We start from the raw sequence: 24,378 nt of genomic DNA on the forward strand, positions 1-24,378 counted from the left end.
TTTGGCCTTGCCAACCCTCGGCTTCGGCTTGGATGAATTGCTGGCAGTATCTAGAGCTGTTGCCATGACAACAAGGCCGTGTCCGGTTTCACATCAAGCGTGAAGCCAAAAGGGAAGGCTTGGCTTGCCTCCTTGTCCACTTCGAACTCCACGCTCTCCGGAGCGGGGCGGTTGGTGGTGAACTGCCCGGCACTGAGAATGCGGGAAACCTCATTTGCCTGGATGGGCGACCAGTAGTTCGACGTGGCAAGAATCAGCGCTGCAACCGCTGTGCGAGTATCGACCCGCTCAGGAAAGAACACGCCGACGCTGCTGCCGAGATCCGCACATCCAGCATGCGAAATTCGGACGATCTTGCCTGAGGCGTCCTTCCAGGTGACGTGGTGGTTGTTTCGGTCCAGAACACCGCCAGGATTGGCATTTGCCATGGAAACCAGCTCCCGCAACACGGCTCCTTGGTCGAAATCACAGGTGTCGCCCGCCGATGCTTTCGCGGTAGGGATCAGTAACGCGACGAGCAATGCCGACGTTGCGATGGTTTTCATGCGCATAGAATGCCTGGGTTGGGCCACGCCGCGGGGCGGATGTGGCTCGAGCGGTTGGGGCGTTGGTCGAGGCTTGCGTCAGGCAAACACGTCCACCGCGGCATCGCTCCACGCATGCCCGTGCAGTCCCCAGGCACTGTCTTCCGGCGCCGGCGGGAACCCGGTGCGGCAATAACCGCGCTTCGCGTCGAAATCGAAGATCGCATGCGGATAGCCGTTGATCAGCAGCACGACCTTTTTGCTGTCCTGGGACCAGCCGATCTTCACTTCGGAAGGCGCCTCTTTGTCGGCGACGTCGGCAGCGTTGTAGATGTGCAGCGCGTCCTGGATGGGATTGTCGTCCGCAGACGGATCGAGCGCATAGAAATAGCCGGTGTCGCCGTCGTCCTCGAACACGGCAACGAAGGGCCCCTGGGGCGCTTGCGCCTCGACGACCAGGGCGGTGCCGACGATCAACTCGCTTTCGGCGGTGAGGGTGATTGGCATGTTCGTTCGCTCATGGTGGACAGTGTGCACCGCTGCTCGGCACCTGTCTGGTAGTTAGACCACCGGTCCTCCACGACCGAGGCCGTCTTGATTTCGCTGCGTCGCTTCCTGCGCAAGCTGCTGTTCTTGGTGCTTGTTGAACGCCAGCGATTGCTGCGACGTTTCTTGCAGTGAGGGGGCGGGTTCGCTGGTGTTGACCGAAGCCCTGAATCCCGGCGTGGTCCCCGTCACCCATAACGTGTCCCCTGCCAGTCGAACGCCATCGATCTTGCTGGCGTCTGTCATGCCCTCCTTCTTGCTCAGCAGCATGGCATGCGCCACATGATCATCAGAGATCTCGAGCGGGGTGCCACCTCTAAGCTTCGCGAAGATCGCCTGATCGTTGGGTGGCAGTTGCCCGAGGGTCGAGGCCTTTTCGTCGCCTTGCCCGGCCGCCACTGCGGTACTGGCAGCGCCCGCGACCGGTGAATCGTCTTTCGACAGGGACGCGTGCGGCGCACGCTCTGGTGGCTTGGCTTCGCTCTGGGGTGCCTGGCCTTGGCCCTGCAGCGCCGGCCTCTCCCCGAGCTTGATCTCTTCCGCGGTAGTGATCGCTTTGGGCACCATCCTGCTTTCGGACAGGAAGCCGTCGCGGCCATCGTCCATCATCGTCACGATCGCGCTGTTCGGCCCTGGACGGCCGGTCTTCGGATCGGGCTGCAGCATCAGGGAATACGGCTTGCCGGCATCCAGGCCCTCACGGGTGTGGGTGTGAGCGACGGCGGCCGTGGCGGCGTCGATCTCCGCTTCGGTACGCGCGATACCGGCACCGGCATAGGCCGCGGCCACCATGCCCCGCATCGGCATGGCTTTCGGCAGGGTCGGATTGGCCAGCGCTTCCGCCGCCATGGCGGAGTACTCCTGCAAGCCGGCCTGCTGGCTTCGGTGCACCTCGTTCAATTCGTCGCGGACGTTGCCCTGGGCCTGGTTGGTACCGTAGATCATGCCCGGCGTGCTCCACTCGCCATTGGCGCCACGCGTGTAGGTGTGGCCATCGGACGCCTTCAGCGTTTCTGTCTGCGTGCTGGCGTCTTTCACGGCGGCGGGTACTTCGCCGTGTTGATGCCAGCCGAATTGGTTGTAGGCCACCTGGTAGCGGCCGGCGATCGCAGCCGGCGTGTTGGCCGCATTCTGGGCGATGATCAATTTCGCGGCCTGGTCCAGTTCGGCCGCCCGCTGTGGCGTGGCGGTCTCGGCATGGGTGACCTTCATGCCGTGCTCGATGTATTGATCGACGACCGTGCGAGACCAGGCATGGGTCTGCGGGTCGCGGGTCCAGTTTCCTTCCCCGTCCAGGCTTCGGGCCTCGCCTTTGCCGGAGGGGATCGAATAGGGGTTCTGCGGTTCCGACAGGTTCGCCAACCCCAATTCGTAGGACGCGTTGGCGGATTTGTAGTTCAGTTGGTTCGCCAGCACGTCTCCGGCCACGTACCTGACCTTGCTGTAGGTTGGGGCGCCGCTTTCCGGCGATGCGGTCGTGGTGGCCTTGACCTGTTGCGTTTCCGCCACCCGCGACCAGGTGCCTTTCGGGTCGCTGGGATCGCGGCTCCATTCGTTGCCGTCCCGGTCCTTCTGGGTGAAGACCCGGTCGATGTCCTTTTGCTGAGCCCACTTTTCTCCGAGGAATGCTCCGCCGACGCCGCCCACCACGCCACCGATCCCCGAGGTGACCAGGGCTCCTGGGCCGCTCGGGGAGCCTCCCGCCAGCCCATAGCCGGCGCCAGCCAGAAAGCCGACAGCGATACCGCCACCAATGCCGCCGACATTGCGGCCGATGAAATGGGTCTTTGCCGACTCGGCGCCTGTCGTATTGCCCTGCGCTTCCAGCTTCACCACTTGGTGGCCGGTGGTGGTGAAGTCGTATGCCAGCGCGGCCACCGCCACCACGGTCCCGCCTTTCGCCAGCATGCCAGGGCGCAAGCCCTTGGATGCCGCCACCGCTTCACCTGTGATGGCGGCTTCTCCTACCGCCGCAGTAGGCGCGCTGAATCCGGTAGGCGCACGGGTCAGGCCCGCATTTGCGAGTTCAGCGGCAGGGGGGAACTTGGCGGCATCTGCGCCGAGGGTTGCAGCCGCTTCCTGCGAGAGCGAGACCTTGGTGACCTTCGGTCCCACGTTGTCGGGCGACACAAAAATGCCCTTGGGCACCGCCTCGATGAACTGCGCCTGCACCTTGGGCAACACGGCATCGGCGCCACCCTGGGCATAGAGCGCTTTCAGCTCGCTGACCGGTTGCCCGCCCAGAGTCCTGACATTGGGGTTCTCCAACACGGCGGGCAGCTCCACCTTGCCGAAAACACGCTCGATGTTGGCATTGGTGGCGACCACCTTGATGTCGCCGCGCAGCGAGCCTGCGAATTCGTTGGAGGCTTCGCCCCAGAGCGAGCCTTCTAGCGAAGTGGCGCTATTGGCGACAGCCTTGGGATTGCCATACAGGAAGTCTCCAGCGGACGCCTTGGCTTGCACCAAGTCTTGGCCCTGCGCTTTGAATATGCGCACCGCCGCATCATTGATGACTTCCTCGACTTGCTTGTTGCCAAGAAATTGCGCCCGTGGCGTGTTGTTGATGATGGGTTCGCCAGTCTTGCTCGCAAGCTCCTTGGCGATCACCTCGGACGATACTTCGCCGACCGGGCGGCTGTAGAGGATGCCTCCTTCGCCGATGGCCTTGGCGGGATATTGACGCGCGATCGCCTGGATTTCTTCGAGCGACTGGGCGTTTTTGATTTGCTCGATCTGTTTGGGATAGTCGCCGCTCATGCCGCGGTTCCGTCGTCCGCGACGAGAATCCACCCATCCCTGTAGAGGATCTGGCCCATGAAATGGGCATCCGGATACTCCTTGAGAATGGACGGCCTATCCGGGTAATGCATGCGGGCAGCGATCAGTTGAGTTATCAGTGCCTGAATGGTGCTTGCTTCGGTTGCCGTGAAGACCCGGCATGTCCTGCCTCGCATCGGCATTCCGATGTCGCCATCGCGGCCATAGCCAAATGACACTATTTCAACGTTGTAGTCATTGCCATTGGGCAGGAACGCATTCTGGATTTCGCCGAAGTACTCTTCGCCATCTACCTCGACGGCGAACGTCTCATGACGCTGTTCATCCATGATGCCGCGCACGCCGCCTGAAAATCTGGCGCGCCCCTCCGGGAATTGCAGCCAATCGAAGGTGGGGTGGTTGGATAAGTCCATGCCTAGTAATCCATATTGGGTCATTGGAAATTACAGCCTTGCAAGAGGGGTTTTAGTTGCCAAGCCCGATCACGCAATTTGCTTTGCCCAGCCGACGAAGTCCTGCCATGCGGCTCACGGATAGCTTCTGCCATCGCAGCGGGGATTTCAAGAAAGACGCTGGCGACTGCGATCAGGGGTGATCCCCTCATCCGCGGCTAACGCCCATCCATCCCTGAAGTTGACGTCGCCCTTGAAGTGAGCACTTGGGTATTCAGTCAACAGAGACAGCCTGTCGGAAAATCGAGTGCCGGCGGCGATCAGTTGAACAATCAGTGTTCGAATGGTGTTGATCTGAGCTTGCGAGAAGATCTGGCATCCATCATGTATCGGCATTCCCAGATATTTTTCGCTGCCGTAGCCAAAAGAGACCACCTCAATGTTGTAGTCATTGCCATTGGGTAAGAAAGACGTTCGGATTTCTCCAAAGAATTCGTTGCCATCTACCTCAACAGCGAATGTCTCGTGTCCAAGCTCGTCAACGCCGCGGACCAAGCCAGAAAATCTGGCGCGCCCCTCTGCGAACTGCACCCACGCGAAGGTCGGGTGGTCATGTAAGTCCATGCTTATTGCTCCTGTCGGGCGATCGGAAATCCGACGTCCTGCATCAGATTGTCCAGCAGCGATGCCAGGTCACGCAATCTTGGCGGCGGGCGAACGCACTGCGTGCAGCCGACCCGGTATTGTCTCTGGAAAGCCGTTATACGCTGGGAGCGGGTTGATGCAAACGACGGGTACCTCGGCGGGCGACGGTCAATTCAGGCTTCGCCGGCCGCCGTGATCGCCAACTCGCCATCACCGACAGTGGGGCGCAGCGAACTGCCGATGATGAAGCCCAATGCTCCGTCCGGCGGCCGCCCAGGCGTAGCGCCAGCGTGCGACTGGCGCAGGCCGCTTCTCTCAGGCCTGCTATCGCAGACAGCGCTATTTGCAGACGAACCTGCAAAGTTCACTCGAATGCTCGCGAAGAAACGCTTGTTTGTCTTGTAGCGGCTCGATGCTTTGTGGTGACGGCTGGTCCATGAACGAAAAATGGCCTGCGCCGACAGTGACCCGAACGTCCACAGTTTGCCAACCAGACATGGCCTGAGCCAGCCACTCGCTTTGCGCGGGAGGCGTGATGCTGTCCTCCGTACCCACCCAGGCCAGGATTGGGAGATGTACCGCATCAAGTGCGCCTGGCGCTTGGAAGAATCCAGTAGGCGGCGCAAGCAGGCCGAGGCGACCTAACCGCGCATCCGCTGCGATATGGACACGCTGACCGGGCCCCAACCACATTTGCCCTCCGGCTAACGCGACAAGTGTGGCTGCGCCGATGGAATGACCCACGCCTGATACAGTTGCGCCCGGTTCGGCGAAAGCATCGATCGCCAGGGACAACCGCCTGGCTCGGAGCGTCAGTTCCGCCTCCGAGGGCACGTGCGAAGCGAGTCGTTGGAAATGTGGTGCAACGACCGTGCAGCCTGATTCGGCCAATGTATCCAGAAGCGTGACGTGACGCTCGGGGTTGCCACCTGCACCCACCGCGAAAAGTACCAGTGGAGAACGTTCTTGAGCCTGCCGAACCGACACGTCGAATGACGCTGAACCATCTTGCAGCTTTTGCATGTGCATCAAGCTAGCCACCTTGCTTTTGTGTCAGGAGTGAATGCGAAGAGCAAAGGAAAACGGCGAGGAGGCGCTTCACGTGCATTCCCCGCGGGTGACTGAAGCGAGTATGCAGCCTGACACCTGAGTTGAGTCGCTACAACGCGGCGTCGGCTTGGAAGAATTGCTAGGCAGCAGCCTTTGTGCGAAGGAGCGCTTCGCTACCGGTCTTTGTGCTCCAGGCAAAACCGATCTTCAAGAATTCGATCCCAACCCGGTCTCTGTGATGGGCGGCTTTCAGCGTGGTGCTGCGCGTGCCGCGAGGGAGCGGACCCCGCGGCACAAGGGTCCGCTTCCGTTGGCCGCGTGGTTCGGCGCCTACCGAGTGGTGATGTCCTCGAGCGCTTGCGTGCCCACCTGGTCCAGGATGCCGCGCGCGGCGCGGGCGGCGGTGTGGGTGGCCTCTCCCAGCGTGGGCAGCGTGCGGGGATCCAGATAGGGCGGCGTGCCGGCGGCGAGGATGTCGCCATGTGCGGTGATGGTGCGGATCAGGCGGTCGAGCGCATCGGCCTGCTCGAGCGTGATGCCGAAGACGAAGCGGTTGGACGCCATCGCAGCGATCCTCCGGTGCGGGGTGGGCGGTGGCCGCGTCAGTCCTAGCGGGCCACGCTCACCACCAGTTCGCCGTCACACAGCGTGCTGCCGATGGTGAAGCCCAGTTCCTCCATCCAGCGGCCGCCCAGGCGCAAGGCGGGCGTGCGCTTGCCGCTGGCGGAGTGGCCGCAGCGGACGGTGCAGGTCTGCGGCGGGCGTGTGCGGCGGGGCGGGCGCGCGGCGCGGGCAAGCTCTGCGGCATCGGCGGCGACGATCTGCTCGGGCGTCAGCATGGGGATGAGCGTCGACTCGGCGATCGTCCACTGTGGGCAGTGGCGATGCTGGTGCGGTGCGCGCTTGCGGGGAGTGGCGGGGCGGGGGGACGGTTGACGCATGGCACAGCCTCCTTGGCAGACAGGAACCCGCGCCGACCGGCGACGGGATGTCGGGAGGTTAGAAACCGCACGTAGCCGGCGGGCTTATTTCCCCGAAGGGTGTTGTATTCGCCGCCCTCCCGACGCAGACAGCGCGTCGGAGTGTGCCTGCGAACAGGCACAAAAAACCCACCGGTTTGACGGAGGTGGGTGCCGCTACGTGAGGAGTTTCTACGCTCCTTGGAGGAATGGTGCTACTGGTTTTTGGGGATGTCAATTGCTTTGGGCTGCAAAACGAAAGTGGGGTTTTTAAGTGAACCTGATACCGTCACTGGATCCCGTTACTGAGCTGATATTTCCTCTGGCCCCCGTTGTTCCCCGGACTACAAGCGTACCGGCATCGACCTGAGCCACGGCGAGCGCGTGTTCTGTCGCCTTGCGGATGCGCTGCACGGGATGGCAGCCGGCAACGCGCCCGCGTCCTTTGGGCGTGGTCGCAGAAGCAACGACACAATGGCGAGGTCGTGTGCCGGCCTTTTGTCTGCCCAAGCCGGCGATCGGCAACCCCTATGCCCAACGCGCGAACGAGTGCTCTAATGCCGGAGCCGCCATCGGCTTACCGTCCTGGAGCAAACACCTTGAACGCCCACCGTTTTCTTGTCGCCGCGTTGTCCGCTTGCCTGACCACGTTGCCCGCGCTCGCTACCGCCGCGACGCAGACGCCCGCAGCTCCGGCAAAGGTGATGATGCTTGGCTCGTTCCACTTCGAAAATCCGGGGCGGGACATGGTGAAGTTCAAGGTCTCCGACGTCATGTCGAAAGACAATCAGGCCTATCTCGCGGGCCTTGCCGCGCGGCTCGCCGCGTTCCGCCCCACCGACGTCCTGGTGGAATGCGAGCCATCCGAGCAGGCGAAATACGACGCCGCGTTTGCCCGCTACCGCGACGGTCAGTCGGCCCTGCCGAACAACGAAATCCACCAAATCGGCTTCCGCGTCGCCAAAGCCTCAGGGATTGCGGGAGTGACGTGCTTCGACGAGGGCCAGGTCGGCTGGGAGTCCGAGCCGATGTTCGATTACATCAAGGCGAACGACCCGGCAATGCAGGCGACGATGGATGCCACGTTCAAGACGCTTTCCGCGCGCGCCGACCGCGAGCAATCGACGCTGCCGCTGGCCGAACTGCTGCGCCTGACCAACGATCCCGCGCGCGACCGCGAAAACAAGAATCTCTACATCAGCACCAATGCGGTGGATGCCGGCGGCAGCTTTGCCGGTGCCGACGCCGCGGCCAGTTGGTGGCACCGCAACTTCCGCATGTATGCCAACGTGCAGAAGGCCGCGCAACCCGGCCACCGCGTGCTGGTGATCGCTGGATCCGGCCACACGGCGATCCTCAAGGACCTGTTGGCGATCGACATGCAGCGCACTGCCGAGGATGTGAGCGGGTATCTGGCGCCGTAGGTCGACCCGACGGTAAGGGCAACAGCGGGACTCGACGGTGGGGCGTAGGAAATATGCGATTTAAATTGATATTTCCTCTGGCCCCGTTGTTAGCGATCCCTATCGGTGCGGTAACCGTGAGGATGCGCCATGCGCGTGCTTTTGCAGACAAAAGCCATCGCACAATGTTGATTGATAAGAACTAAGGCTGGGAAACGTCAGGATCTGCGCCCTGTCTCCAGTTTCATACCCCACACCGACCACGCCGACCTCCAGCCATGACCAAAGTTCTGATCCTCAGTGTAAGCGCCGGCAATGGCCACGTGCGCGCAGCACAGGCGCTTGCTGCCGCCGCACCCTCTCTCGCTCCCCCGTGCACGGCTGTACATATCGACACCATGGCCCATGTGTCAGGGGCATTCCGCAGGATCTACACCGATTGGTACATCCAGCTGGTGAATCGCGCGCCCGAACTGTGGTCGTATCTGCATCAGCGCAGCGACGTCACGCCGCACCACGCGGCGTCGCAGCGCTTGCGCCGCGGCATCGAGCGACTGAGCACCGGCGCGCTGCTGCGCGAGATTCGAAACGCGAAGCCCGATGCTGTGATTTGCACCCACTTCCTGCCGGCCGAGTTGCTGATGCGCGAACGCAGAAACGCTCGTCTCGACTACCCCGTCTGGTTGCAGATCACCGACTACGACCTGCACAACATGTGGCTCGTTCCCGAGATGACCGGCTACCTGGCGGCGAACGAAGAGGTCGCGTTCCGGCTTCGCGCACGCGGCATTCCGGCCGACCGTGTGCACGTCACAGGAATTCCGGTGATGCCAGCATTCTCGAAGCCCGACGCGCCGACGCTGGACCGCGATGCGTGCGCTGCAGCCCTGGGTCTGGATCCATCGCGCTCCACGCTTCTGATGGCGTCAGGCGGCGCTGGCGTTGGCGATCTTGCGAGCATGGTCGAACGTGCCCTGGGCATGGCAAGCGATTTCCAGGTAATCGCCGTGGCGGGCCGCAATGCCGACACACACGCCAGACTGGGGGCGCTGGCGCTTCGCCATCCGGGCCGGATGATTGCGGTGGGCTTCACCGACGAGATGCACAAGCTCATGGCAGCTGCCGATCTGGTCGTCACCAAGCCCGGCGGCCTCACCGTGTCCGAATGCCTGGCGCTGGGCAAGCCGATGCTGCTGATCTCGCCGATCCCTGGCCAGGAAGAACACAACGCCGGCTTCCTGATGGAAGAGGGCGCAGCATGGCTGGCCTACGACGCCATTGGCCTTGACTACAAGGTCGAACGGCTGATGGCCGATCGGCCGAAATTGCGAACCATGGCTGCATGCAGCCTTGCGCTCGGCAAGCCCCAGTCGGCAGCGACGGTGCTTCAACGTGTGCTGCAGAGCATGCCCGCATGATGCAGGCCGTAGATAGAGCGCCCATCCCCTGCACACTGGTCTACCTGGCCTGGGGACTTGTAATGGCGTTCTTTTTCTTGCCGTCACGCACCTGCAGGCGCAGCTTCCTGCTGATGGCGAAACCCAGTTCCTCCATCCAGCGGCCGCCCAGGCGCAGCGCGGGCATGCGTTCGCCGCTGGAGGAAAGTTCACGGTGTCCCTGTTTTCATGGCGAGAGATCGGCTTCCGCTTAGTAGCCAAGAGTTATTGCGACTTTGTATGCTGCATAACCGCCGACGAGATAGCTAATTACGAACGATATGGATTTTATTCTCCCGATATGAGTCCAAAGTACTCCGGCTATGTTGAGCATGGCAAATAAATTTCCCAAATGGAGGATTGCTGCTAGAACGCCGAGCGCCAGCAAGCTCTCCGGAATATGCTGTGCGGGTGGGAATATCATTAGGAGTTGAAAGCCGAGCAGGACGCCCACTGAAACTCTGGGTAAGGAGAAAATTGTCTGTGAAACAAGCCTGCTGAGCCAATCGCCATCGGTCTTGGCGAGAAAGAATGGATTCAATAGGCTAGCGTCTTCAGTTAGTGTCGCAATCAGATTGCTTGGTTCTTGGCTGGCTTTGATTTTTTTATCGATGACCAACGCCAGGCGGCATACGTGCCACATCAATAGTCCATTGAACATGAGCAATAGATAGACACCTGCTATTCTCGGAAGCTTTGCGCCTGCCAGGGGAATGTCTTCGGAGACAACAGTGGCAGCAGCAATGAGCGTAAGCAAAATTGGCAGTGGAATCGTCAATGTCTTGATGAACGAATCAAGCAGGTTCTTGAGGTCGGTCTGATCTTGCGCTTTCGACGCATTCATATGTCACCTCATAGTTCGCCATTTTTACCGTTTTATCTGAAGCTAAGCCGGGTGCGGCCACACTTCCCTTACGCAGGTTCTCGATGTTGCCTGATGGGTAGATCGTTTGAATGCGTCGATCCTGATCCGACCCCATGGCGAGGGATTGCACGTGCCGCGCCGCACCGGCTGGATATCCCCGGTGTTGCTCAGCATATCGTATAGCCGGGCACCGACAGGCTGGCCATCGCCGTACATGTTTACGTGTGGGTGACCAAATCGCGTGCGCTGGGCAATAACCGCTTCCGTGTGGCTATCGAGCGCCAGCCCGGCCGTTATGTCGGATCCGCTGCTCGAATAGGTAGGCTGCCGAAGGTCAGACCGACAGGTGAGGAAAGTGCACTCCGGCCGCTGTCTTCCCGGTTTTTTCCTGAAATCCCGCGTTACGTCACGGCGCCGTTGCCGCACCACGCGCGCATTCCGGAGCGTTGGCCGGCGCACGCGACATCTCCCCGGTGCGATACGACTCGCCCCATTCGCGCAGGCTGATCAGGACCGGCGCGAGGGATTTTCCAAGCGGGGTGAGCGCGTATTCGACCTTGGGCGGCACCTGCGGATAGACGTGCCGCACGATGACGCCGTCCTCCTCGAGCTCGCGCAATTGCAACGTCAGCATGCGCTGCGTGGCATTCGGAATCAGGCGCGTCAGTTCCATGAAGCGCTTCTTTCCGGAGAGCAGGTGGAACAGGATCACGGGCTTCCAGACGCCGCCGATCACGGAAAGCGTGACTTCGACCGCGCAGCCGCTCTTGCCGTCCTGACGTTTCAGACGCATGGTTTGTACCTACAAAATTGATAGTACCAGTGGAAATTGTACGTTCTTGCGATGCAGGAGGTACCTGCTGACAATGCCTGCAACGCGGCAGCGCTGCAATGGTGCAGCGCCGCCCCTCGCCACCTTTCCACCAAGGATGCCGTGCTCATGAAAGCCATCACCCTGCGCCAGCCCGCTGGCCTGGACAACCTCCGCCTCGTCGATCTGCCCGACCCCGGCCAACCGGGCGCCGGCGAAATCCGCGTGCGCGTGCATGCCAGCTCGCTCAACTTCCACGATCTGGGCGTGGTGACCGGCCGCATGCCCAGCGCCGACGGCCGCATCCCGATGTCCGACGGCGCCGGCGTGGTGGAGGCGGTGGGTGAGGGCGTGGACGAGTTCGCCGTGGGCGATGCCGTCGTCTCGACGTTCTTCCCGACATGGCTGGATGGCGGGCCGACGATCGCCGATTTCGCGACCGTGCCCGGCGACGGTGTCGACGGCTATGCGCGCGAATACGTCGTTCGCCCAGCGCATTGGTTCACGCATGCGCCGCGGGGCTACAGCCACGCCGAAGCGGCGACGCTGACGACCGCCGGGCTCACCGCGTGGCGGGCGCTGGTGGTGGACGCGCGCCTGAAGGCCGGCGACACGGTCCTGGTGCTCGGCACGGGTGGCGTGTCGATCTTTGCGCTGCAGTTCGCCAAGCAGATGGGCGCCACCGTGATCGCAACGTCGTCCTCCGACGAGAAGCTGGCGCGTGCGCAGGCGCTGGGCGCCGACTTCACGATCAACTACCGGCGCGATACCGACTGGGCGGCCAAGGTGCTCGAGTACACGAGCGGCCGTGGCGTCGACAACGTGATCGAAGTGGGCGGCCCCGACACGCTGGGGCAATCCATTCAGGCCTGCCGCATCGGCGGCCATATCGCCTTGATCGGCGTGCTGACCGGCATTGCCGGCCCGGTGCCGACGGTGGCGCTGATGCAACGCCACCAGACCCTGCAGGGATTGATCGTTGGGAGCCGCAGCCACCAGCGCGACATGGTCCGCGCCATCGACGCAACCGGCATCAAGCCAGTGGTCGACCAGACATTCGCGCTGGAAGACATCGCCGATGCATTTGCGCACCAGGCGGCGGGCAAGCATTTTGGGAAGCTGTGCTTGTCGATTTAGCAAGGGACGGGGGCAAGTGCACTCTGCCCCCTGTTTTTGAAGACAAAGCGGTTGGACGCCATCTCAGCGACCCTCCGTTGCGTGGTGGGCGATGGCCGCGTCAGTCCTTGCTGGCTACGCTCACCACCAGTTCGCCGTCGCGCACCTGTACGCGCAGCGTGCTGCCGATGGTGAAGCCCAGTGCCTCCATCCAGCGGCCGCCCAGGCGCAGCGCGGGCGTGCGCTTGCCGCTGGCGGAGTGGCCGCAACCCACGGTGCAGGTCTGCGGCGGACGTGGGCGGCGGGGCGCGCGTGGCGGGCGGGCCAGCTCGGCGGCGATGGCGGCTGCGGCGTCTTCAACCGACATCATCGGCGTGCACGGTGGCTCGATGTAACGCAGGAAGCCGGCCGGCTCTGGCGCGGGACCGGGCTTCGGTTGGCGCGTTGCACGTTTGCGGGCAGACGGGGTGCGCGGAGTGTTGGGGCGGGGTGACGGTTGACGCATGGCACAGCCTCCTTGGCAGACAGGAACCCGCGCCGAAGGGCGACGGGATGTCGGGAGGTTAGAAACCGCACACAGCCGGCGGGCTTATTTCCCCGAAGGGTGTTGTATTCGCCGCCCTCCCGACGCAGACAGCGCGTCGGAGTGTGCCTGCGAACAGGCACAAAAAACCCACCGGTTTGACGGAGGTGGGTGCCGCTGTGTGAGGAGTTTCTACGCTCCTTGGAGGGATGGTGCTACTGGTTTTTAGGGGTGTCAACTGGTTTGGCTATAACGAGAGAGATGGGCTTTTAAGTGAATCTGACACCGCTATCCACTGTCAGGCGCCATCCTTTCGCTTTGCCATTCTCTCTATTGCAGCTTGAACGACCTCCTCGGCAGCCTGGCGGCCCTCTTCAGTTTGCAACCAGGTTACGCTTTCGCGTGACAACAATAGGCTAGCGATAGTTTCGTTCAGGGTGACTTCAATCCCATACTCGATGAGCTGAGACGCTTCGACGTAGACGGTAGGCCCTGATCCAAAATGCTTGCGTGCATGATCGAGCTCCACAAGGACTACGATGGCGCCAGAGGCAAGGCGGCAGCCAAAGCCGTGGGCGTCGCCCATGCCTGGCTCATCCCAACTGTCCAAGGGAATCTGTAGTCGTTCAGAGAGTTCAAAGATTGAAGTCTGGATGGTGCAGAGTGGGAACTCGACCAGCAGCCTGTCGTCTTTGGAGAGCTTTGATGGTGGCAGCATGATTCCTGATCTTTGCATTAAGCCGAGCCGCGAAGCGGCTTAGGCTTGAATGAATTGTTAGGCCCCATTGAGGGCCGCCGAAACCGCCTGCTTGAGTATCTGCTCATCGTCTATCAACTCACGGTAGGCGGCATACGATAGTTGGCCGTCATTGACTTGCCGCTCAATAAAAAGTTCGAGTCGCCACTCATCCGGGTCAGGCTTATCAAAGTCAAAATCGATGCCGCCGACACCCGGCGATTTGAAAATATCAACACCAATTCCGTGCGGACGGACAAACCAGCACGTGTTTGGAATGGCCCGAAAGTGGCGATGCTCCCGGGCAAGAATGTCTTGAGGGTCCGCTAAACCAAACGCATGAACAAGCAGCTCTTTAGCCCAGGCGACATTCGCGTACCAGAGTGGGATCGCTTGCTTAATGAGATCAACGTGAGAATCGGTCATGGGGTCTGACGCCTGAATTAAGCGGGCCCGCGAAGCGGGTGCGATTGAATGAATTGCAGCGAAACTGGAGCGAAACTGGGGGTCAGAGTGCACTTCCCCTACACAGGCCCTTGATGTTACCCGATAGGGCGGCTCGTTTGGATGCACGACCTTGGTCCCGCCGCAGAGCGAAGGATCGCACATGCCACGCCGTCCCCGACGGGATCTCTCCGGTACCGCCCAGCATCTTGGAGGAAAGTACACACTGCCCCTGTTTCGCTGACCCCTGTTTTCGACGCTTGCACTGTCACGTGGCAGAGAAGCACAGCGTGCACTGCGGGCCGATGCCTCTGTAAAGGTTCAGCCGCGGCCACGGCCACGTCGAAGGCGTGGCCGTCGATTGGAGGCACTTGTTGGGCCTTTGTCGTGGACCAGGTGTGATGCAATCCATCCGATAAGGGGGATCGCTATTGCAGTACAGATCCATTGCCAGTAACTAAATAAGAAAAACACCATGCTTTGGGGCCATGCAACCTTGACGTTCAAATTTTTGCTGAATGTCTTGACGGTATGGTGAAAATGCTGGCCATTTGCCGATAAATGAGCATTTAAGGTTAAGAATATCCTTTGCTCTCCTAGCTCTTTTGCCCTTATCTCCCATTTCCATTCAGCAACGCCAGAGCCACTGACAGCTTGATGCTCCGGAGTAATCGGACTTACGTCGAATGCCTTGCCTGCTAGCCTGGCGTCCATGTCGTTGGAGAATTGAATTCGATAAGTTTCTTTGTTTCCTCTTTCGTCAATTAAAGATATAAGTTGTTTTCCAGTCTTGCTCTCAGAGAGGAGCAGCTGAACCACGGTTGTTTCCCCGTACCCAACGAATTCTGGGCTGTTGAATGCGATATTCCCCCAGTTGAGTCGGTCGATTTCTTGTTCAATTACGTGGGGTAAGCGTGTCGACGGCGGAGGCCTGTCAGTACTTGCACTAAAGAACAAGAACGAGAATATTGAGAATATCAGTAAGAGGAGGGCCAGTGCCAAAAATGCTGCGATGAGGGTGCGCTTCTTGGTTTTCATTATTCTTGGCCCAAATTTAATTTAGGTCCAAATAGCATTGGACGCCATAATGATGGGTGGCCAGACGTATAGCTCATGGTTGCCACCGCCTCCTGGCGCAGTACTTATAATCTCGGCCTTTCCCCAGCCCTGCCGTTGCACAATCTCTGCGTCTGATACTGCCGCAATTATTCAGCGCATCCCCGCACAGAGCCGACGCTACCACCGGTGGAACGCGGCCACAAGCTTGGACCGATCGGTGGAGCCGCCGGCGGTCATCCTCAGTGAGGGGATAGCAGAGACACGCGCTATCCGAATTTACCGGATGGCGCGGACGCGTGATGGCTCAGCCGCTCGGGTTACCCCAAACCTGCGCCTTCACCCCACGCACGCTCGCCTCAGCCGCGCTATCCAGATCGAACACGATCACGCTGTTCTCGCCTTTGCGCTGCATCGGCGCCGGGAAATACAACGCCCGCTGTGGTCCGATGTTCCAATGCCGCCCCAGGTTATGGCCGTTGGCCCAGGCGAAGCCTTTGCCGAAGGTCTGCATGTCCAGGAAGGTGTCGGTGGGCGTGCCGATCTTGACGGTGCCGCGGTGGAAGGCGGGGCCGTCGACCTTGGCGGTGGTCCAGCCGGTGAGCTTGCTCGGGTCGTCCATCGGCAGGGGGAAGGTCTGCCAGCCGGTCAGCGGCTTGCCGTCGAGCAGGACGGGGTCGATCAGCCCGGTGCGGCCGTCGGCCAGGTGGGCGCCGTAGTTGATGCGGCCGCCGTTTTCCACCAGCACGTCGAGGGTGTGGGTGCCGGCGGGGATGTCCACGTCCACGGCCACTTGCTGCAGGCGGCGTTCGGCGCTGCCGGCCAACTGGCGATCGACGTAGACGCGGGCGTAGTCGCGCACCTCGCCCAGGTACAGGCTGCCCTTGCGCGGGCCGGTGACGGTGGTGCGGTAGAGGATGTAGCCGTAGGCCTGGCCGTAGCGCTCCATCGGCTGCGGGCTGTCGGTGGTGGCGGCCGGCGCGGGCAGGTTGTCCCACAGCGAGGCGGATTCGCGCAGCGGGGTGGGGGGCAATTCGGCGAAGCGGATCGGCTTGGGCAGGGCGGGCGGCTGTACACCGGTGACGCGGGCGATGGCGTCGCGGAACAGGGCGAACTTGGGCGTGGGCCGGCCGGCTTCGTCCAGCACGGCGTCGTAGTCGTAGCTGGTGGTCTGCGGGGCGTAGTGGTCGCTGGCGTTCTTCTGGAAGTTGGCGCCGTTCATGAAGCCGAAGCTGGTGCCGCCGACGAACATGTAGAGGTTGGCGGAATGGCCCTGGCGCAGGATCCATTCGAATTCGCTGGCCTGCTTGGCGGCGTCGGTGGCCGCATGCTTCTCGCCCCACTGGTCGAACCAGCCGGCCCAGTATTCGCCCACCATCTGCGGTTGGCCGGGGCGGAACTTGGCCAGGGTGTCGAAGGCGCTCTTGGCGTCGCCCGGGGCGAAGTTCACCACGGCGAGGGTATCGGGCAGGGTGCCGTTGGCGAGCACGTCGGCGCCGTCGGAGGTGAACAGCAGGGCCTGGTCGAAGCCGGCCTTGACGAACATGGCGCGGTTGGCCTGCATGTAGACGTGGTCGTCGTCGTAGGAGCCGTATTCGTTCTCGACCTGCACGGCGATGATGGGGCCGCCGTTGCGGTTGAGTTTCGGCTTGACCTGCGCGGCGACGGCGTCGAGGTAGGCCTGGCTGGCGGCGAGGAAGCGCGGGTCCTGGCTGCGCACGCGCATGCCCGGTTCGGCGAACAGCCAGGCCGGGTAGCCGCCGGCTTCCCATTCGGCGCACACGTAGGGGCCGGGGCGCAGGATGACGTTGAGGCCCTGGGCGGCGGCTTCGTCGATGAAGGCGGCCAGGTCGTTGTTGCCGCTGAAGTCGAACTGGCCCTGGCGCGGTTCGACCAGGTTCCAGAACACGTAGGTCTCCACGGTGTTCAGGCCCATGGCGCGCGCTTTCTGCAGGCGATCCTTCCAGTAGGCGCGCGGGATGCGCTGGAAGTGGATGGCACCGGAGATGATCTGGTACGGCTTGCCGTCGCGGGTGAAGTGTTCGCCCTGGGTGGCGAAGGCGGGCCAGGGCGTGGCGGCATGCGTCGGCTGTGCGGATGCCGGTAGGGACAGCAGGAGCGACAGGGCAAGGGCGGACAGGGAGCGACGCAGCATGTGGGGGTCTCTGGCGGTGGTGAGGTTGGGCTTGTGCTTTTTTGTAGGAGCGGCTTTAGCCGCGACCGAGTGCTGGCGGTGAGTTTCGGTCGCGGCTGAAGCCGCTCCTACAGGGGGGGCGTCTTACACAAACGAGGGCGGCAGATCTTCCTTGGCTGCGCCGAAGGCGGGATTCGGCTTGGGGCCCATCTCCAGTTCCAGGGTGCCGCCGGCGGCGAGGTCGGCGTGGCGCAGCCAGCTGCGCGTGTACGGCTTGCCGTTCCAGCGGGCGCGCTGGATGTAGACGTTGGCGGCGCTGTTGCCGTGGGCGACGACGCTGAGCGTGCGGCCGTTGCCGACATCGACGTCGGCGCGCTTGAACAGCGGGCTGCCGAGCACGTAGGTGGCGCTGACCGGGTCCACGGCGTAGAAGCCCAATGCGCTGAGCACGAACCAGGCGCTCATCTGCCCGCAGTCCTCGTTGCCGGACAGGCCGTTGCGCGCGTCGTGATATTGCTCGCGCAGCAGCCGCCGCACCATCGCCTGGGTCTTGTACGGTTGCCCGGCGTAGGCGAACAGGTAGGCCACGTGGTGGCTGGGTTCGTTGCCGTGCGCGTACTGGCCGACCATGCCGTCGATGTCCGGCGGCGCGTCGGCCGGCAGTTCGGAGCTGGTGGAGAACAGTTCGTCGAGCTTGGCGACGAAGCCGCCGCGGCCGCCGAACAGCTCCATGTAGCCGTACAGGTCGTGCTGGTTGAGGAAGGTGGCCTGCCAGGCGTTGGACTCGGTGAAATCGCGCCACTTGGTCAGGTGGCCCATCGCACGCGGATCGAACGGAGCGGCCCAGTCGCCGTTGCTCAGCCGCGGCTGCACGAAGCCGCTCTTGCGATTGAAGACGTTGCGGTAGTTGCGCGAGCGTTCGCGCAGGGCGCGCGCCTCCTTGGTGGCGCCGGCGGCCTGCGCCAGGTGCGCCACCGCCCAGTCGTCGTAGGCGTATTCCAGGGTGCGGCTGACCGCTTCGTCGACGGTGTCGCTGGGGATGTAGCCGCGCTTGCGGTATTCGTCCAAACCGTGCGTGGTGTCGTCCATCGCGCGCTTGCGGTAGGCCGGCCAGGCGGCGGCGTAGTCGATGCCGGTGAAGCCCTTGGCGTGCGCTTCGGCCAGTACCACGGCGGAGTGGTAGCCGATCATGCAGCCGGTCTCCACGCCCTGCAGCGGCCAGATGCCGACGCCGTCCGGGCATTCGTTGGCGCCGCGCACCAGGCACTGCACCAGGTCGGGCACGCGTTCGGGCTGCATCAGGGTCAGCAAGGGGTGCAGGGCGCGGTAGGTGTCCCACAGCGAGTAGGTGCTGTAGTTGTGGTAGCCGGCGGGCGCCTGGTGCACCTGCAGGTCCATGCCGCGATAGCGGCCGTCGGTGTCGCTGAACAGGGTGGGCGCGAGCAGGCTGTGGTACAGGCCGGTGTAGAAGATGCGCTGCTGCGCGTCGTCGTCGCTGTCGATGCGCACCCGCGCCAGTTCCTTCTCCCACGCGGCCACCGCGGCGGCGTGCACGCGCGCGAAATCGAAGTCGGGCAGTTCGGCGTCGAGGTTGGCCAGGGCGTTCTCGGCGCTGACCGCAGAGATGCCGACCTTGACCAGCAGCGGCGCGTCGGCCGCGTCGGGGTAGTGCAGCGCCACCTTCAGTTGGGTGCCGTCGGCCTGGCCCGCGCCGGCGGCCAGGGGCTGGTCTTCGGAGTAGAGCTGGGCCTTGGCGAACGGCCGCGACAGGCGCATGGCGAAGTAGATGTAGCGGCCCGGCGCCCACTGGTACACGCGGCGCCCGCCGGTCAGGGTGCGCGCATCGACGATGCGCAGTTGCGCGTCGCTGACCCGGGTCGCGATCTCCGGCTTGTCCTGCATGCCGTGGCACAGGTCCAGCAGCAGGTGCGCGGGCTTGCCCTTGGGGAAGTGGTAGCGGTGCAGGCCGGCGCGCGCGGTGGCGGTCAGCTCGGCGTGTACGCCGCTGTCCTTCAGTCGCACCCGGTAGTAGCCGGGCGAGGCGGCTTCGTCGGCGTGGTCGTAGCGCGAGCGGTAGCCGGCGTCGGGATCTTCCAGCGTGCCGGGGACAAGCTTGACCTCGCCGGTGGCCGGCACCACCAGGAAATCGAGCAGGTCGCCGACGCCGGTGCCGGACAGGTGGGTGTGCGAGAAGCCCATGATCGAGCCGTCGGACTCGTGGTAGCCGGAGCACGAATCCCACACCGCGTTGTAGGTGTCCGGGCTCAGCTGCACCATGCCGAACGGCAGCGTGGCGCCGGGGAAGGTGTGGCCGTGGCCGCCGGTGCCGATGAACACGTCGACGTGGCGGGTGAGCTCGGCCTTGGCGCGCGCGTCGGCGGGCAGCGCGTAGCTGCCCGCGCGCGCCTGCGCCAAGCGGGCGATGCCGCTGCTGCCGAACAGGGCCAGGGCGATGGCGCCCTGCAGGAAACCGCGTCGTGTGGCCATGGTGCTGTCCTCGGGTGTGCAGCGGAGAGGTGGTGGTGTTTTTGTAGGAGCGGCTTTAGCCGCGACCGTGGCGCTGCCGGTAAGACTCGGTCGCGGCTGAAGCCGCTCCTACAGGGGGCGGGTGGGCTCAGGCTTTCAGCAGGTGCGGCTTGCGTTGGTGCAGGTCGATGATCAGTTCGCCGAACAGGGTGTTGGCCCAGGCGAACCAGTCGCGGGTGAAGGTGCTCGGGTCGTCCTTGTGGAAGGCTTCGTGCATGAAGCCGCTGCCGGCGTCGGTACTCTTCAGCCAGGCCAGGCATTGGCGGATCTGCGCGTCGTCGTCGCTGGCCAGCGCGTACTGCATGATCGACATCGGCCAGATCGTGCCCATGCCGCTGTGCGGGCTGCCCACGCCTTCGGCGGCGCGGCCGCGGTAGAAGTACGGGTTGCGCTCGCTCCACGCCAGCTGGCGGGTACGCAGGAACAGCGGGTCGCGGCGGTCGCAGCAGCCCAGGTAGGCCAGGCTCAGCAGGCCCGGCGCGTTGGCGTCGTCGATGAACAGCTGGTTGCCGTAGCCGTCCACTTCGTAGGCCCAGAACGCCTGCCCGTCGGCATCGCGCATCTGCCCGAACCGGCGCGTGGCGGTCTCCACTTCGTCGGCCAGCGCGCGGCATTCGCCGGCGAAGGCGGCATCGCGGTGCAGCGCCTCGCTCATCGTCGCCAGCTGGCGCAGCGAGGTCACCGCGAACAGGTTGGCCGGCACGAACAGCGGGTACAGGCAGGCGTCGTCGGACGGGCGGAACATCGAGTGGATCATGCCGTTGGGCTTGGTCGGCTGGCCGTAGCCCTCCAGCACCAGGGTCTCGGTGGCCAGCGGCGAGGGGCGCTGGAAGCTGTAGGGGCCGCGGTCTTGCAGGCGCTGCTGCTCGCGGAAGGTCCTGACCACCACGTGCATCGCCGCGCGCCAGTCGTCGTCGAACGGCGCGGTGTCGCCGCTGGCGCGCCAGTACTCGTGCGCCAGCCGGATCGGGTAGCACAGCGAATCCACTTCCCACTTGCGCTCGCCGACGCCGGGCTTCATCTCGGTGATGTCGTCCACCGACCACTTCAGGCGCTGGCTCTTGCCGTCCGGCAGGAACGCGTTGGCGTAGGGGTCGAGCTGGATGCAGGCGGCCTGGCGCTGGATCAGGCCATGGAACATGCGCCGCAGCGCCGGGTCGCGTTTGGCCAGCGGGACGTACGGATGCACCTGCGCCGAGGAATCGCGCAGCCACAGCGCCTCGATGTCGCCGGTGATGACGAAGGTGTCCGGCTTGCCGTTGCGGGTGCCGATTTCCACGGTGGTGTCGAGCGTGTTCGGGTAGCAGTTCTCGAACAGCCAGGCCAGGCGCGGATCGGCGATGCCGGCCTTGACCGTGCGCAGGTGCTTCTCCACCGCGGCGCTGACGAAGCGCCGCTTTGCCGGCGGCGGGCGCTTGCTGGGCAGCGCCGTCGCCGGCGCGCCGGCAGCGGCGGCGAAGCCGGGCACGGCGCTGGCGAGCAGGCTGGCGCCGGCGGCGCTGCCTAGCAGGTGGAGGACGTCGCGGCGGGTGACGCCGGGACTCGGGACTGGGGACTCGGGACTCGCCGAGTCACTGCAGGGAAGCATGGGCGTGGAATCTTGGGTCATGGCGTAAACGAACTCCTGCAATATGCGTTGCGACGTGCTGTGCTTTCCCGAGTCCCGAGTCCCGAGTCCCGAGTCCCGCGTCACCGCGGAATGGGCGCCGTGCCCTGGATCGAGAACGCGGCCTCGCCGCCGGGCGCGTCGGTGCCGGGCTGGCCGCCGCCGACGAACACGCGGTAGTCGCCGGGCTGCACCGCGCGCTGGCCGGCGCGATCGACATCGCTCAGCTGCCGCGGTTCCAGCTCGAACGTCAGCTCGCGCGATTCGCCCGGCTGCAGCGTCACCCGCTGGAAGCCGACCAGGCTGCGCAGCGGCGACTGCGGGCGTTGCGGATACTGCAGGTACACCTGCACCACCTCGTCGCCGGCGCGCGTGCCGCTGTTGCGTACCTGCGTGCGCACCTGCAGGGTCGCGCCCGCCTGCAGCGTCGTCGCCGACAGCTGCGGCGCGGCGTAGGCGAAGCTGGTGTAGCTCAGCCCGCTGCCGAACGCGAACAGCGGCTCGCCCTTGAAGTAGCGGTAGGTGCGGCCCTTCATGTCGTAGCTGACGTAGGCCGGCAGGTCCTTGGTGGAGCGGTAGAAGGTCACCGGCAGGCGGCCGCCCGGGTTGACGTCGCCGGCCAGCGCCTGCGCGATCGCGGTGCCGCCGGATTGCCCCGGATACCACGCCGCGACGATCGCGTCGGCATGCTGCCTGGCCCAGTTCAGCGCCACCGCGCTGCCGCTCATCAGCACCACCACGAGCGGCTTGCCGCTGGCCTTGGCGCGTTCCAGCAGCGCCTGCTGCGGCGCGGGCAGGGCGAGGTCGTTGCGATCGCCGCCGTCGAAGCCGGGCACGTCGATGCGCAGTTCCTCGCCTTCCACGTCCGGCGACAGGCCGACGAAGGCGACCACCGCGTCGGCCTGCGCGACCGCGCGCTCGGCCTCGGCCAGCTGCAATGCCGGCGGCGCCAGCCATTCCAGGCGCAGGCCCTGGTCCTGGCCGCGGTGCTCCAGTTCCAGGCGGATGCGGCGCGGGCGCGCATCGTCGAAGTGCAGCACGGTCTCGACGTTGCGGCCGTCGGCGTTGTGCATGCCGGCCGGCACGTGCTTGTCCTCGGCGTTGCCGGCGACGACCAACTGGTCGTCGATGTACAGCCGCACCGGATCGTGGCCGGCGCAATCGAAGCAGCGCGCCACGCGCACCGCCAGGGTGTAGTCGCCCGGCCCGGGCGGCAGCAGCTCGCCGCTCCAGCGCACCGAGTAGCGGTCCTTGTCCACGCCCTTGGCCGGCGCCACGTGGTCCCAGTTGAAGCTGACCACGCGGTCCTGGCGCTGCGTGCGCGGGCTGCCGGCCAGATCGACGTTGTCGAAATATTCGCCACGCAAGCCGGGTTCGCCGTCGCTGCGCAAGGCGGTCTCGGGGATCATGCCGGGCACGCCGGCGGCGAGCGGAGCGCCTTGCGCGTAGCTCACGTTCGCGGCGCCGAAGCGCTCGCGCAGGCCCAGCAGCGGCGTCACCGGCGCGGCCGAGGTGCCCTGGTAGTTGGCTTCCAGCGCGGCCAGCGCGTCGGCGTTGGGGCCTAGCACCGCCAGGCGCAGGCCCGGTTTCAGCGGCAAGGTGGCGTTGCGGTTCTGCAGCAGCACGAGCGATTGCTGCGCGGCCTGCAGCGCCAGCGCGCGGTGCTTTGCGCTGTCCACGTCCCTGGCGCCCAGCCGCGCATACGGATCCTTGCGCTGCGGCTGCAGTTCGCCGAGCCGGTAGCGCGCGGCGAACAGCCGCACCAGAGACTGGTCGAGCAGGGCTTCGTCGGCCTCGCCGCGCTCGATCGCCTGGCCCAGTTCGGCATAGGCGTGGCCGCAGTTGAGGTCGTGGCCGGCCTTGAGCGCGGCGGCGGAGGAGCCGGCGTTGTCGGCGCGGAAATAATGGAACTGGGTCATGTCGTCGACCGCGTCGCAGTCGGAGACGACGAAGCCCTTGAAGCCCCAGTCGCCGCGCAGGCGGCCGTTGAGCAGCCAGTCGGCGGCGCAGGCCGGTGTGCCGTGCAGCGAGTTGTAGGCGCACATCACCGAGCCGGCGCGGCCGTCGACGATGGCGGCGCGGAACGCCGGGGTATAGGTCGCCTCCACGTCGCGCGGCGACACGTCCACGTCGAAGCCGTGGCGGCCGGGTTCCGGGCCGCTGTGCACGGCCAGGTGCTTGGGCGTGGCGATGGTGCGCGGGTGCGCGGGATCGTCGCCCTGCAGGCCGTGGATGAAGCCCACCGCCAGTTGCCCGGTGAGGTAGGGATCCTCGCCGTAGGTCTCCATGCCGCGGCCCCAGCGCGGGTCGCGGAAGATGTTGATGTTCGGCGACCAGATGGTCAGCCCGGCGTAGCGCGGGTGGTCCTTGCCGGGGCCGCCGGCGAGATTGAACTTGGCGCGCGCTTCGGTGGAGGTCACCGTGCCGACCTGCTCGAGCAGGTCCGCGTTCCAGGTCGCGGCCAGGCCGATCGCCTGCGGGAACACGGTGGCGTAGCCGTTGCGGGCGATGCCGTGCAGGCCCTCGCTCCACCATTCGTAGGCCGGCACGCCCAGGCGCGGGATCGCCGGCGCGTCGTTCATCGCCTGCGCGATCTTTTCCTCGCGGGTCATCTTCGCCACCAGCGCGGCGGCGCGGTCCTCGGCGTCGTCGGCGTGCGCGAGCGGCGCAGCGGCCAACCCAAGCACACACAGTCCCCGCGAAATCCCCTGTAGGAGCGGCTTCAGCCGCGACCGTGCGCTGTCCGCCTCGCGCCACGCGCAAACGCTCGCGGTGAGCCGGATGTCCTCGCGCCGGCGCGCGGGCCGGCCTGTGTTCCGCATCCG

At 64.4% G+C, this 24,378-nt stretch carries 22 protein-coding genes; 3 read left to right on the plus strand and 19 right to left on the minus strand.

All coding sequences use genetic code 11. The features are described from left to right. Window positions 1-50: 50 nt before the first annotated feature. The 8 genes from AB3X10_RS06490 to AB3X10_RS06525 form a co-directional block, all read right to left on the minus strand. Window positions 51-545, minus strand: coding sequence for a hypothetical protein (locus tag AB3X10_RS06490; RefSeq protein WP_369980064.1), 495 nt, complete (start codon window positions 543-545; stop codon window positions 51-53). Between the two features lie 78 nt (window positions 546-623). Continuing rightward, window positions 624-1,031, minus strand: a complete 408-nt coding sequence (locus AB3X10_RS06495; RefSeq protein ID WP_369980066.1) for a DUF2251 domain-containing protein — start codon at window positions 1,029-1,031, stop codon at window positions 624-626. Between the two features lie 54 nt (window positions 1,032-1,085). Beyond that, entirely contained in the window at window positions 1,086-3,830 is a 2,745-nt protein-coding gene (locus AB3X10_RS06500; protein ID WP_369980068.1) for a hypothetical protein, read from the minus strand. Continuing rightward, window positions 3,827-4,264 carry a hypothetical protein gene (locus AB3X10_RS06505; RefSeq protein ID WP_369980070.1) on the minus strand — a complete coding sequence of 146 codons (438 nt, stop codon included), beginning with the start codon at window positions 4,262-4,264 and terminating at the stop codon, window positions 3,827-3,829. Before AB3X10_RS06505 ends, AB3X10_RS06500 begins: the two co-directional genes overlap by 4 nt. Before the next feature lie 147 nt (window positions 4,265-4,411). Continuing rightward, window positions 4,412-4,867, minus strand: a complete 456-nt coding sequence (locus AB3X10_RS06510) for a hypothetical protein (RefSeq protein ID WP_369980071.1) — start codon at window positions 4,865-4,867, stop codon at window positions 4,412-4,414. 360 nt (window positions 4,868-5,227) lie between these two features. Further along, window positions 5,228-5,917, minus strand: a complete 690-nt coding sequence (locus AB3X10_RS06515) for an alpha/beta hydrolase family protein (RefSeq protein ID WP_369980073.1) — start codon at window positions 5,915-5,917, stop codon at window positions 5,228-5,230. Between the two features lie 351 nt (window positions 5,918-6,268). Continuing rightward, a complete protein-coding gene (locus AB3X10_RS06520; RefSeq protein WP_369980074.1) occupies window positions 6,269-6,502 on the minus strand; it encodes a hypothetical protein in 234 nt (77 codons plus the stop codon). Between the two features lie 44 nt (window positions 6,503-6,546). Further along, the gene (locus AB3X10_RS06525; RefSeq protein WP_369980076.1) at window positions 6,547-6,879 is read right to left on the minus strand and encodes a SymE family type I addiction module toxin; all 333 of its coding nucleotides are present in this window, start codon (window positions 6,877-6,879) and stop codon (window positions 6,547-6,549) included. 617 nt (window positions 6,880-7,496) lie between these two features. On the opposite strand from AB3X10_RS06525, the gene AB3X10_RS06530 reads away from it, so the two are divergent. Beyond that, entirely contained in the window at window positions 7,497-8,321 is an 825-nt protein-coding gene (locus AB3X10_RS06530; RefSeq protein ID WP_369980078.1) for a DUF5694 domain-containing protein, read from the plus strand. A 257-nt stretch (window positions 8,322-8,578) separates the two neighbouring features. After that, complete coding sequence (locus tag AB3X10_RS06535; protein WP_369980081.1) at window positions 8,579-9,718, plus strand: MGDG synthase family glycosyltransferase; 1,140 nt, start codon at window positions 8,579-8,581, stop codon at window positions 9,716-9,718. Between the two features lie 40 nt (window positions 9,719-9,758). On the opposite strand, the gene AB3X10_RS06540 is transcribed toward AB3X10_RS06535, so the two are convergent. The 3 genes from AB3X10_RS06540 to AB3X10_RS06550 form a co-directional block, all read right to left on the minus strand. Beyond that, a complete protein-coding gene (locus tag AB3X10_RS06540) occupies window positions 9,759-9,884 on the minus strand; it encodes a SymE family type I addiction module toxin (RefSeq protein ID WP_369980084.1) in 126 nt (41 codons plus the stop codon). Window positions 9,885-9,947: 63 nt separating this feature from the next. Next, window positions 9,948-10,580 carry a hypothetical protein gene (locus tag AB3X10_RS06545; RefSeq protein ID WP_369980086.1) on the minus strand — a complete coding sequence of 211 codons (633 nt, stop codon included), beginning with the start codon at window positions 10,578-10,580 and terminating at the stop codon, window positions 9,948-9,950. Window positions 10,581-11,007: 427 nt separating this feature from the next. Then, window positions 11,008-11,394: a winged helix-turn-helix transcriptional regulator gene (locus AB3X10_RS06550; RefSeq protein ID WP_369980088.1), complete on the minus strand. Its 387-nt coding sequence runs from the start codon at window positions 11,392-11,394 to the stop codon at window positions 11,008-11,010. Window positions 11,395-11,541: 147 nt separating this feature from the next. Here AB3X10_RS06550 and AB3X10_RS06555 point away from each other — a divergent pair, with 147 nt between their 5' ends. Next, window positions 11,542-12,549 (plus strand): zinc-dependent alcohol dehydrogenase family protein, encoded by a 1,008-nt coding sequence (locus AB3X10_RS06555; RefSeq protein ID WP_369980090.1) that lies wholly within the window; start codon window positions 11,542-11,544, stop codon window positions 12,547-12,549. A 100-nt stretch (window positions 12,550-12,649) separates the two neighbouring features. On the opposite strand, the gene AB3X10_RS06560 is transcribed toward AB3X10_RS06555, so the two are convergent. From AB3X10_RS06560 to AB3X10_RS06595, 8 genes are all read right to left on the minus strand, one after another. Continuing rightward, complete coding sequence (locus tag AB3X10_RS06560) at window positions 12,650-12,898, minus strand: SymE family type I addiction module toxin (protein WP_369980092.1); 249 nt, start codon at window positions 12,896-12,898, stop codon at window positions 12,650-12,652. A 451-nt stretch (window positions 12,899-13,349) separates the two neighbouring features. Then, a complete protein-coding gene (locus AB3X10_RS06565) occupies window positions 13,350-13,769 on the minus strand; it encodes a hypothetical protein (protein ID WP_369980094.1) in 420 nt (139 codons plus the stop codon). A gap of 57 nt (window positions 13,770-13,826) precedes the next feature. Continuing rightward, window positions 13,827-14,213: a DUF6896 domain-containing protein gene (locus tag AB3X10_RS06570; RefSeq protein WP_369980096.1), complete on the minus strand. Its 387-nt coding sequence runs from the start codon at window positions 14,211-14,213 to the stop codon at window positions 13,827-13,829. 339 nt (window positions 14,214-14,552) lie between these two features. Then, a complete protein-coding gene (locus tag AB3X10_RS06575; RefSeq protein WP_369980098.1) occupies window positions 14,553-15,269 on the minus strand; it encodes a hypothetical protein in 717 nt (238 codons plus the stop codon). A gap of 325 nt (window positions 15,270-15,594) precedes the next feature. Then, the gene (locus AB3X10_RS06580; protein WP_369980100.1) at window positions 15,595-17,442 is read right to left on the minus strand and encodes a glycoside hydrolase family 35 protein; all 1,848 of its coding nucleotides are present in this window, start codon (window positions 17,440-17,442) and stop codon (window positions 15,595-15,597) included. A gap of 123 nt (window positions 17,443-17,565) precedes the next feature. Next, the gene (locus AB3X10_RS06585) at window positions 17,566-19,908 is read right to left on the minus strand and encodes a GH92 family glycosyl hydrolase (RefSeq protein ID WP_369980102.1); all 2,343 of its coding nucleotides are present in this window, start codon (window positions 19,906-19,908) and stop codon (window positions 17,566-17,568) included. A 127-nt stretch (window positions 19,909-20,035) separates the two neighbouring features. Further along, window positions 20,036-21,535 carry a glycoside hydrolase family 125 protein gene (locus tag AB3X10_RS06590; RefSeq protein WP_369980104.1) on the minus strand — a complete coding sequence of 500 codons (1,500 nt, stop codon included), beginning with the start codon at window positions 21,533-21,535 and terminating at the stop codon, window positions 20,036-20,038. A gap of 101 nt (window positions 21,536-21,636) precedes the next feature. Beyond that, window positions 21,637-24,375 carry a glycoside hydrolase family 3 C-terminal domain-containing protein gene (locus tag AB3X10_RS06595; protein ID WP_369980106.1) on the minus strand — a complete coding sequence of 913 codons (2,739 nt, stop codon included), beginning with the start codon at window positions 24,373-24,375 and terminating at the stop codon, window positions 21,637-21,639. Window positions 24,376-24,378: the final 3 nt, after the last annotated feature.

This window comes from Xanthomonas sp. DAR 80977, from assembly GCF_041240605.1.
In the GTDB taxonomy this organism is placed as follows: domain Bacteria; phylum Pseudomonadota; class Gammaproteobacteria; order Xanthomonadales; family Xanthomonadaceae; genus Xanthomonas_A; species Xanthomonas_A bundabergensis.

Bases quoted from the DNA above. Each gene is read 5' to 3' on its own strand.
- AB3X10_RS06490 (WP_369980064.1), bottom strand. From the start codon at position 545: ATGAAAACCATCGCAACGTCGGCATTGCTCGTCGCGTTACTGATCCCT.
- AB3X10_RS06495 (WP_369980066.1), bottom strand. From the start codon at position 1,031: ATGCCAATCACCCTCACCGCCGAAAGCGAGTTGATCGTCGGCACCGCC.
- AB3X10_RS06500 (WP_369980068.1), bottom strand. From the start codon at position 3,830: ATGAGCGGCGACTATCCCAAACAGATCGAGCAAATCAAAAACGCCCAG.
- AB3X10_RS06505 (WP_369980070.1), bottom strand. From the start codon at position 4,264: ATGGACTTATCCAACCACCCCACCTTCGATTGGCTGCAATTCCCGGAG.
- AB3X10_RS06510 (WP_369980071.1), bottom strand. From the start codon at position 4,867: ATGGACTTACATGACCACCCGACCTTCGCGTGGGTGCAGTTCGCAGAG.
- AB3X10_RS06515 (WP_369980073.1), bottom strand. From the start codon at position 5,917: ATGCACATGCAAAAGCTGCAAGATGGTTCAGCGTCATTCGACGTGTCG.
- AB3X10_RS06520 (WP_369980074.1), bottom strand. From the start codon at position 6,502: ATGGCGTCCAACCGCTTCGTCTTCGGCATCACGCTCGAGCAGGCCGAT.
- AB3X10_RS06525 (WP_369980076.1), bottom strand. From the start codon at position 6,879: ATGCGTCAACCGTCCCCCCGCCCCGCCACTCCCCGCAAGCGCGCACCG.
- AB3X10_RS06535 (WP_369980081.1), top strand. From the start codon at position 8,579: ATGACCAAAGTTCTGATCCTCAGTGTAAGCGCCGGCAATGGCCACGTG.
- AB3X10_RS06540 (WP_369980084.1), bottom strand. From the start codon at position 9,884: ATGCCCGCGCTGCGCCTGGGCGGCCGCTGGATGGAGGAACTGGGTTTC.
- AB3X10_RS06545 (WP_369980086.1), bottom strand. From the start codon at position 10,580: ATGAATGCGTCGAAAGCGCAAGATCAGACCGACCTCAAGAACCTGCTT.
- AB3X10_RS06550 (WP_369980088.1), bottom strand. From the start codon at position 11,394: ATGCGTCTGAAACGTCAGGACGGCAAGAGCGGCTGCGCGGTCGAAGTC.
- AB3X10_RS06555 (WP_369980090.1), top strand. From the start codon at position 11,542: ATGAAAGCCATCACCCTGCGCCAGCCCGCTGGCCTGGACAACCTCCGC.
- AB3X10_RS06560 (WP_369980092.1), bottom strand. From the start codon at position 12,898: ATGATGTCGGTTGAAGACGCCGCAGCCGCCATCGCCGCCGAGCTGGCC.
- AB3X10_RS06565 (WP_369980094.1), bottom strand. From the start codon at position 13,769: ATGCTGCCACCATCAAAGCTCTCCAAAGACGACAGGCTGCTGGTCGAG.
- AB3X10_RS06570 (WP_369980096.1), bottom strand. From the start codon at position 14,213: ATGACCGATTCTCACGTTGATCTCATTAAGCAAGCGATCCCACTCTGG.
- AB3X10_RS06575 (WP_369980098.1), bottom strand. From the start codon at position 15,269: ATGAAAACCAAGAAGCGCACCCTCATCGCAGCATTTTTGGCACTGGCC.
- AB3X10_RS06580 (WP_369980100.1), bottom strand. From the start codon at position 17,442: ATGCTGCGTCGCTCCCTGTCCGCCCTTGCCCTGTCGCTCCTGCTGTCC.
- AB3X10_RS06585 (WP_369980102.1), bottom strand. From the start codon at position 19,908: ATGGCCACACGACGCGGTTTCCTGCAGGGCGCCATCGCCCTGGCCCTG.
- AB3X10_RS06590 (WP_369980104.1), bottom strand. From the start codon at position 21,535: ATGCTTCCCTGCAGTGACTCGGCGAGTCCCGAGTCCCCAGTCCCGAGT.
- AB3X10_RS06595 (WP_369980106.1), bottom strand. From the start codon at position 24,375: ATGCGGAACACAGGCCGGCCCGCGCGCCGGCGCGAGGACATCCGGCTC.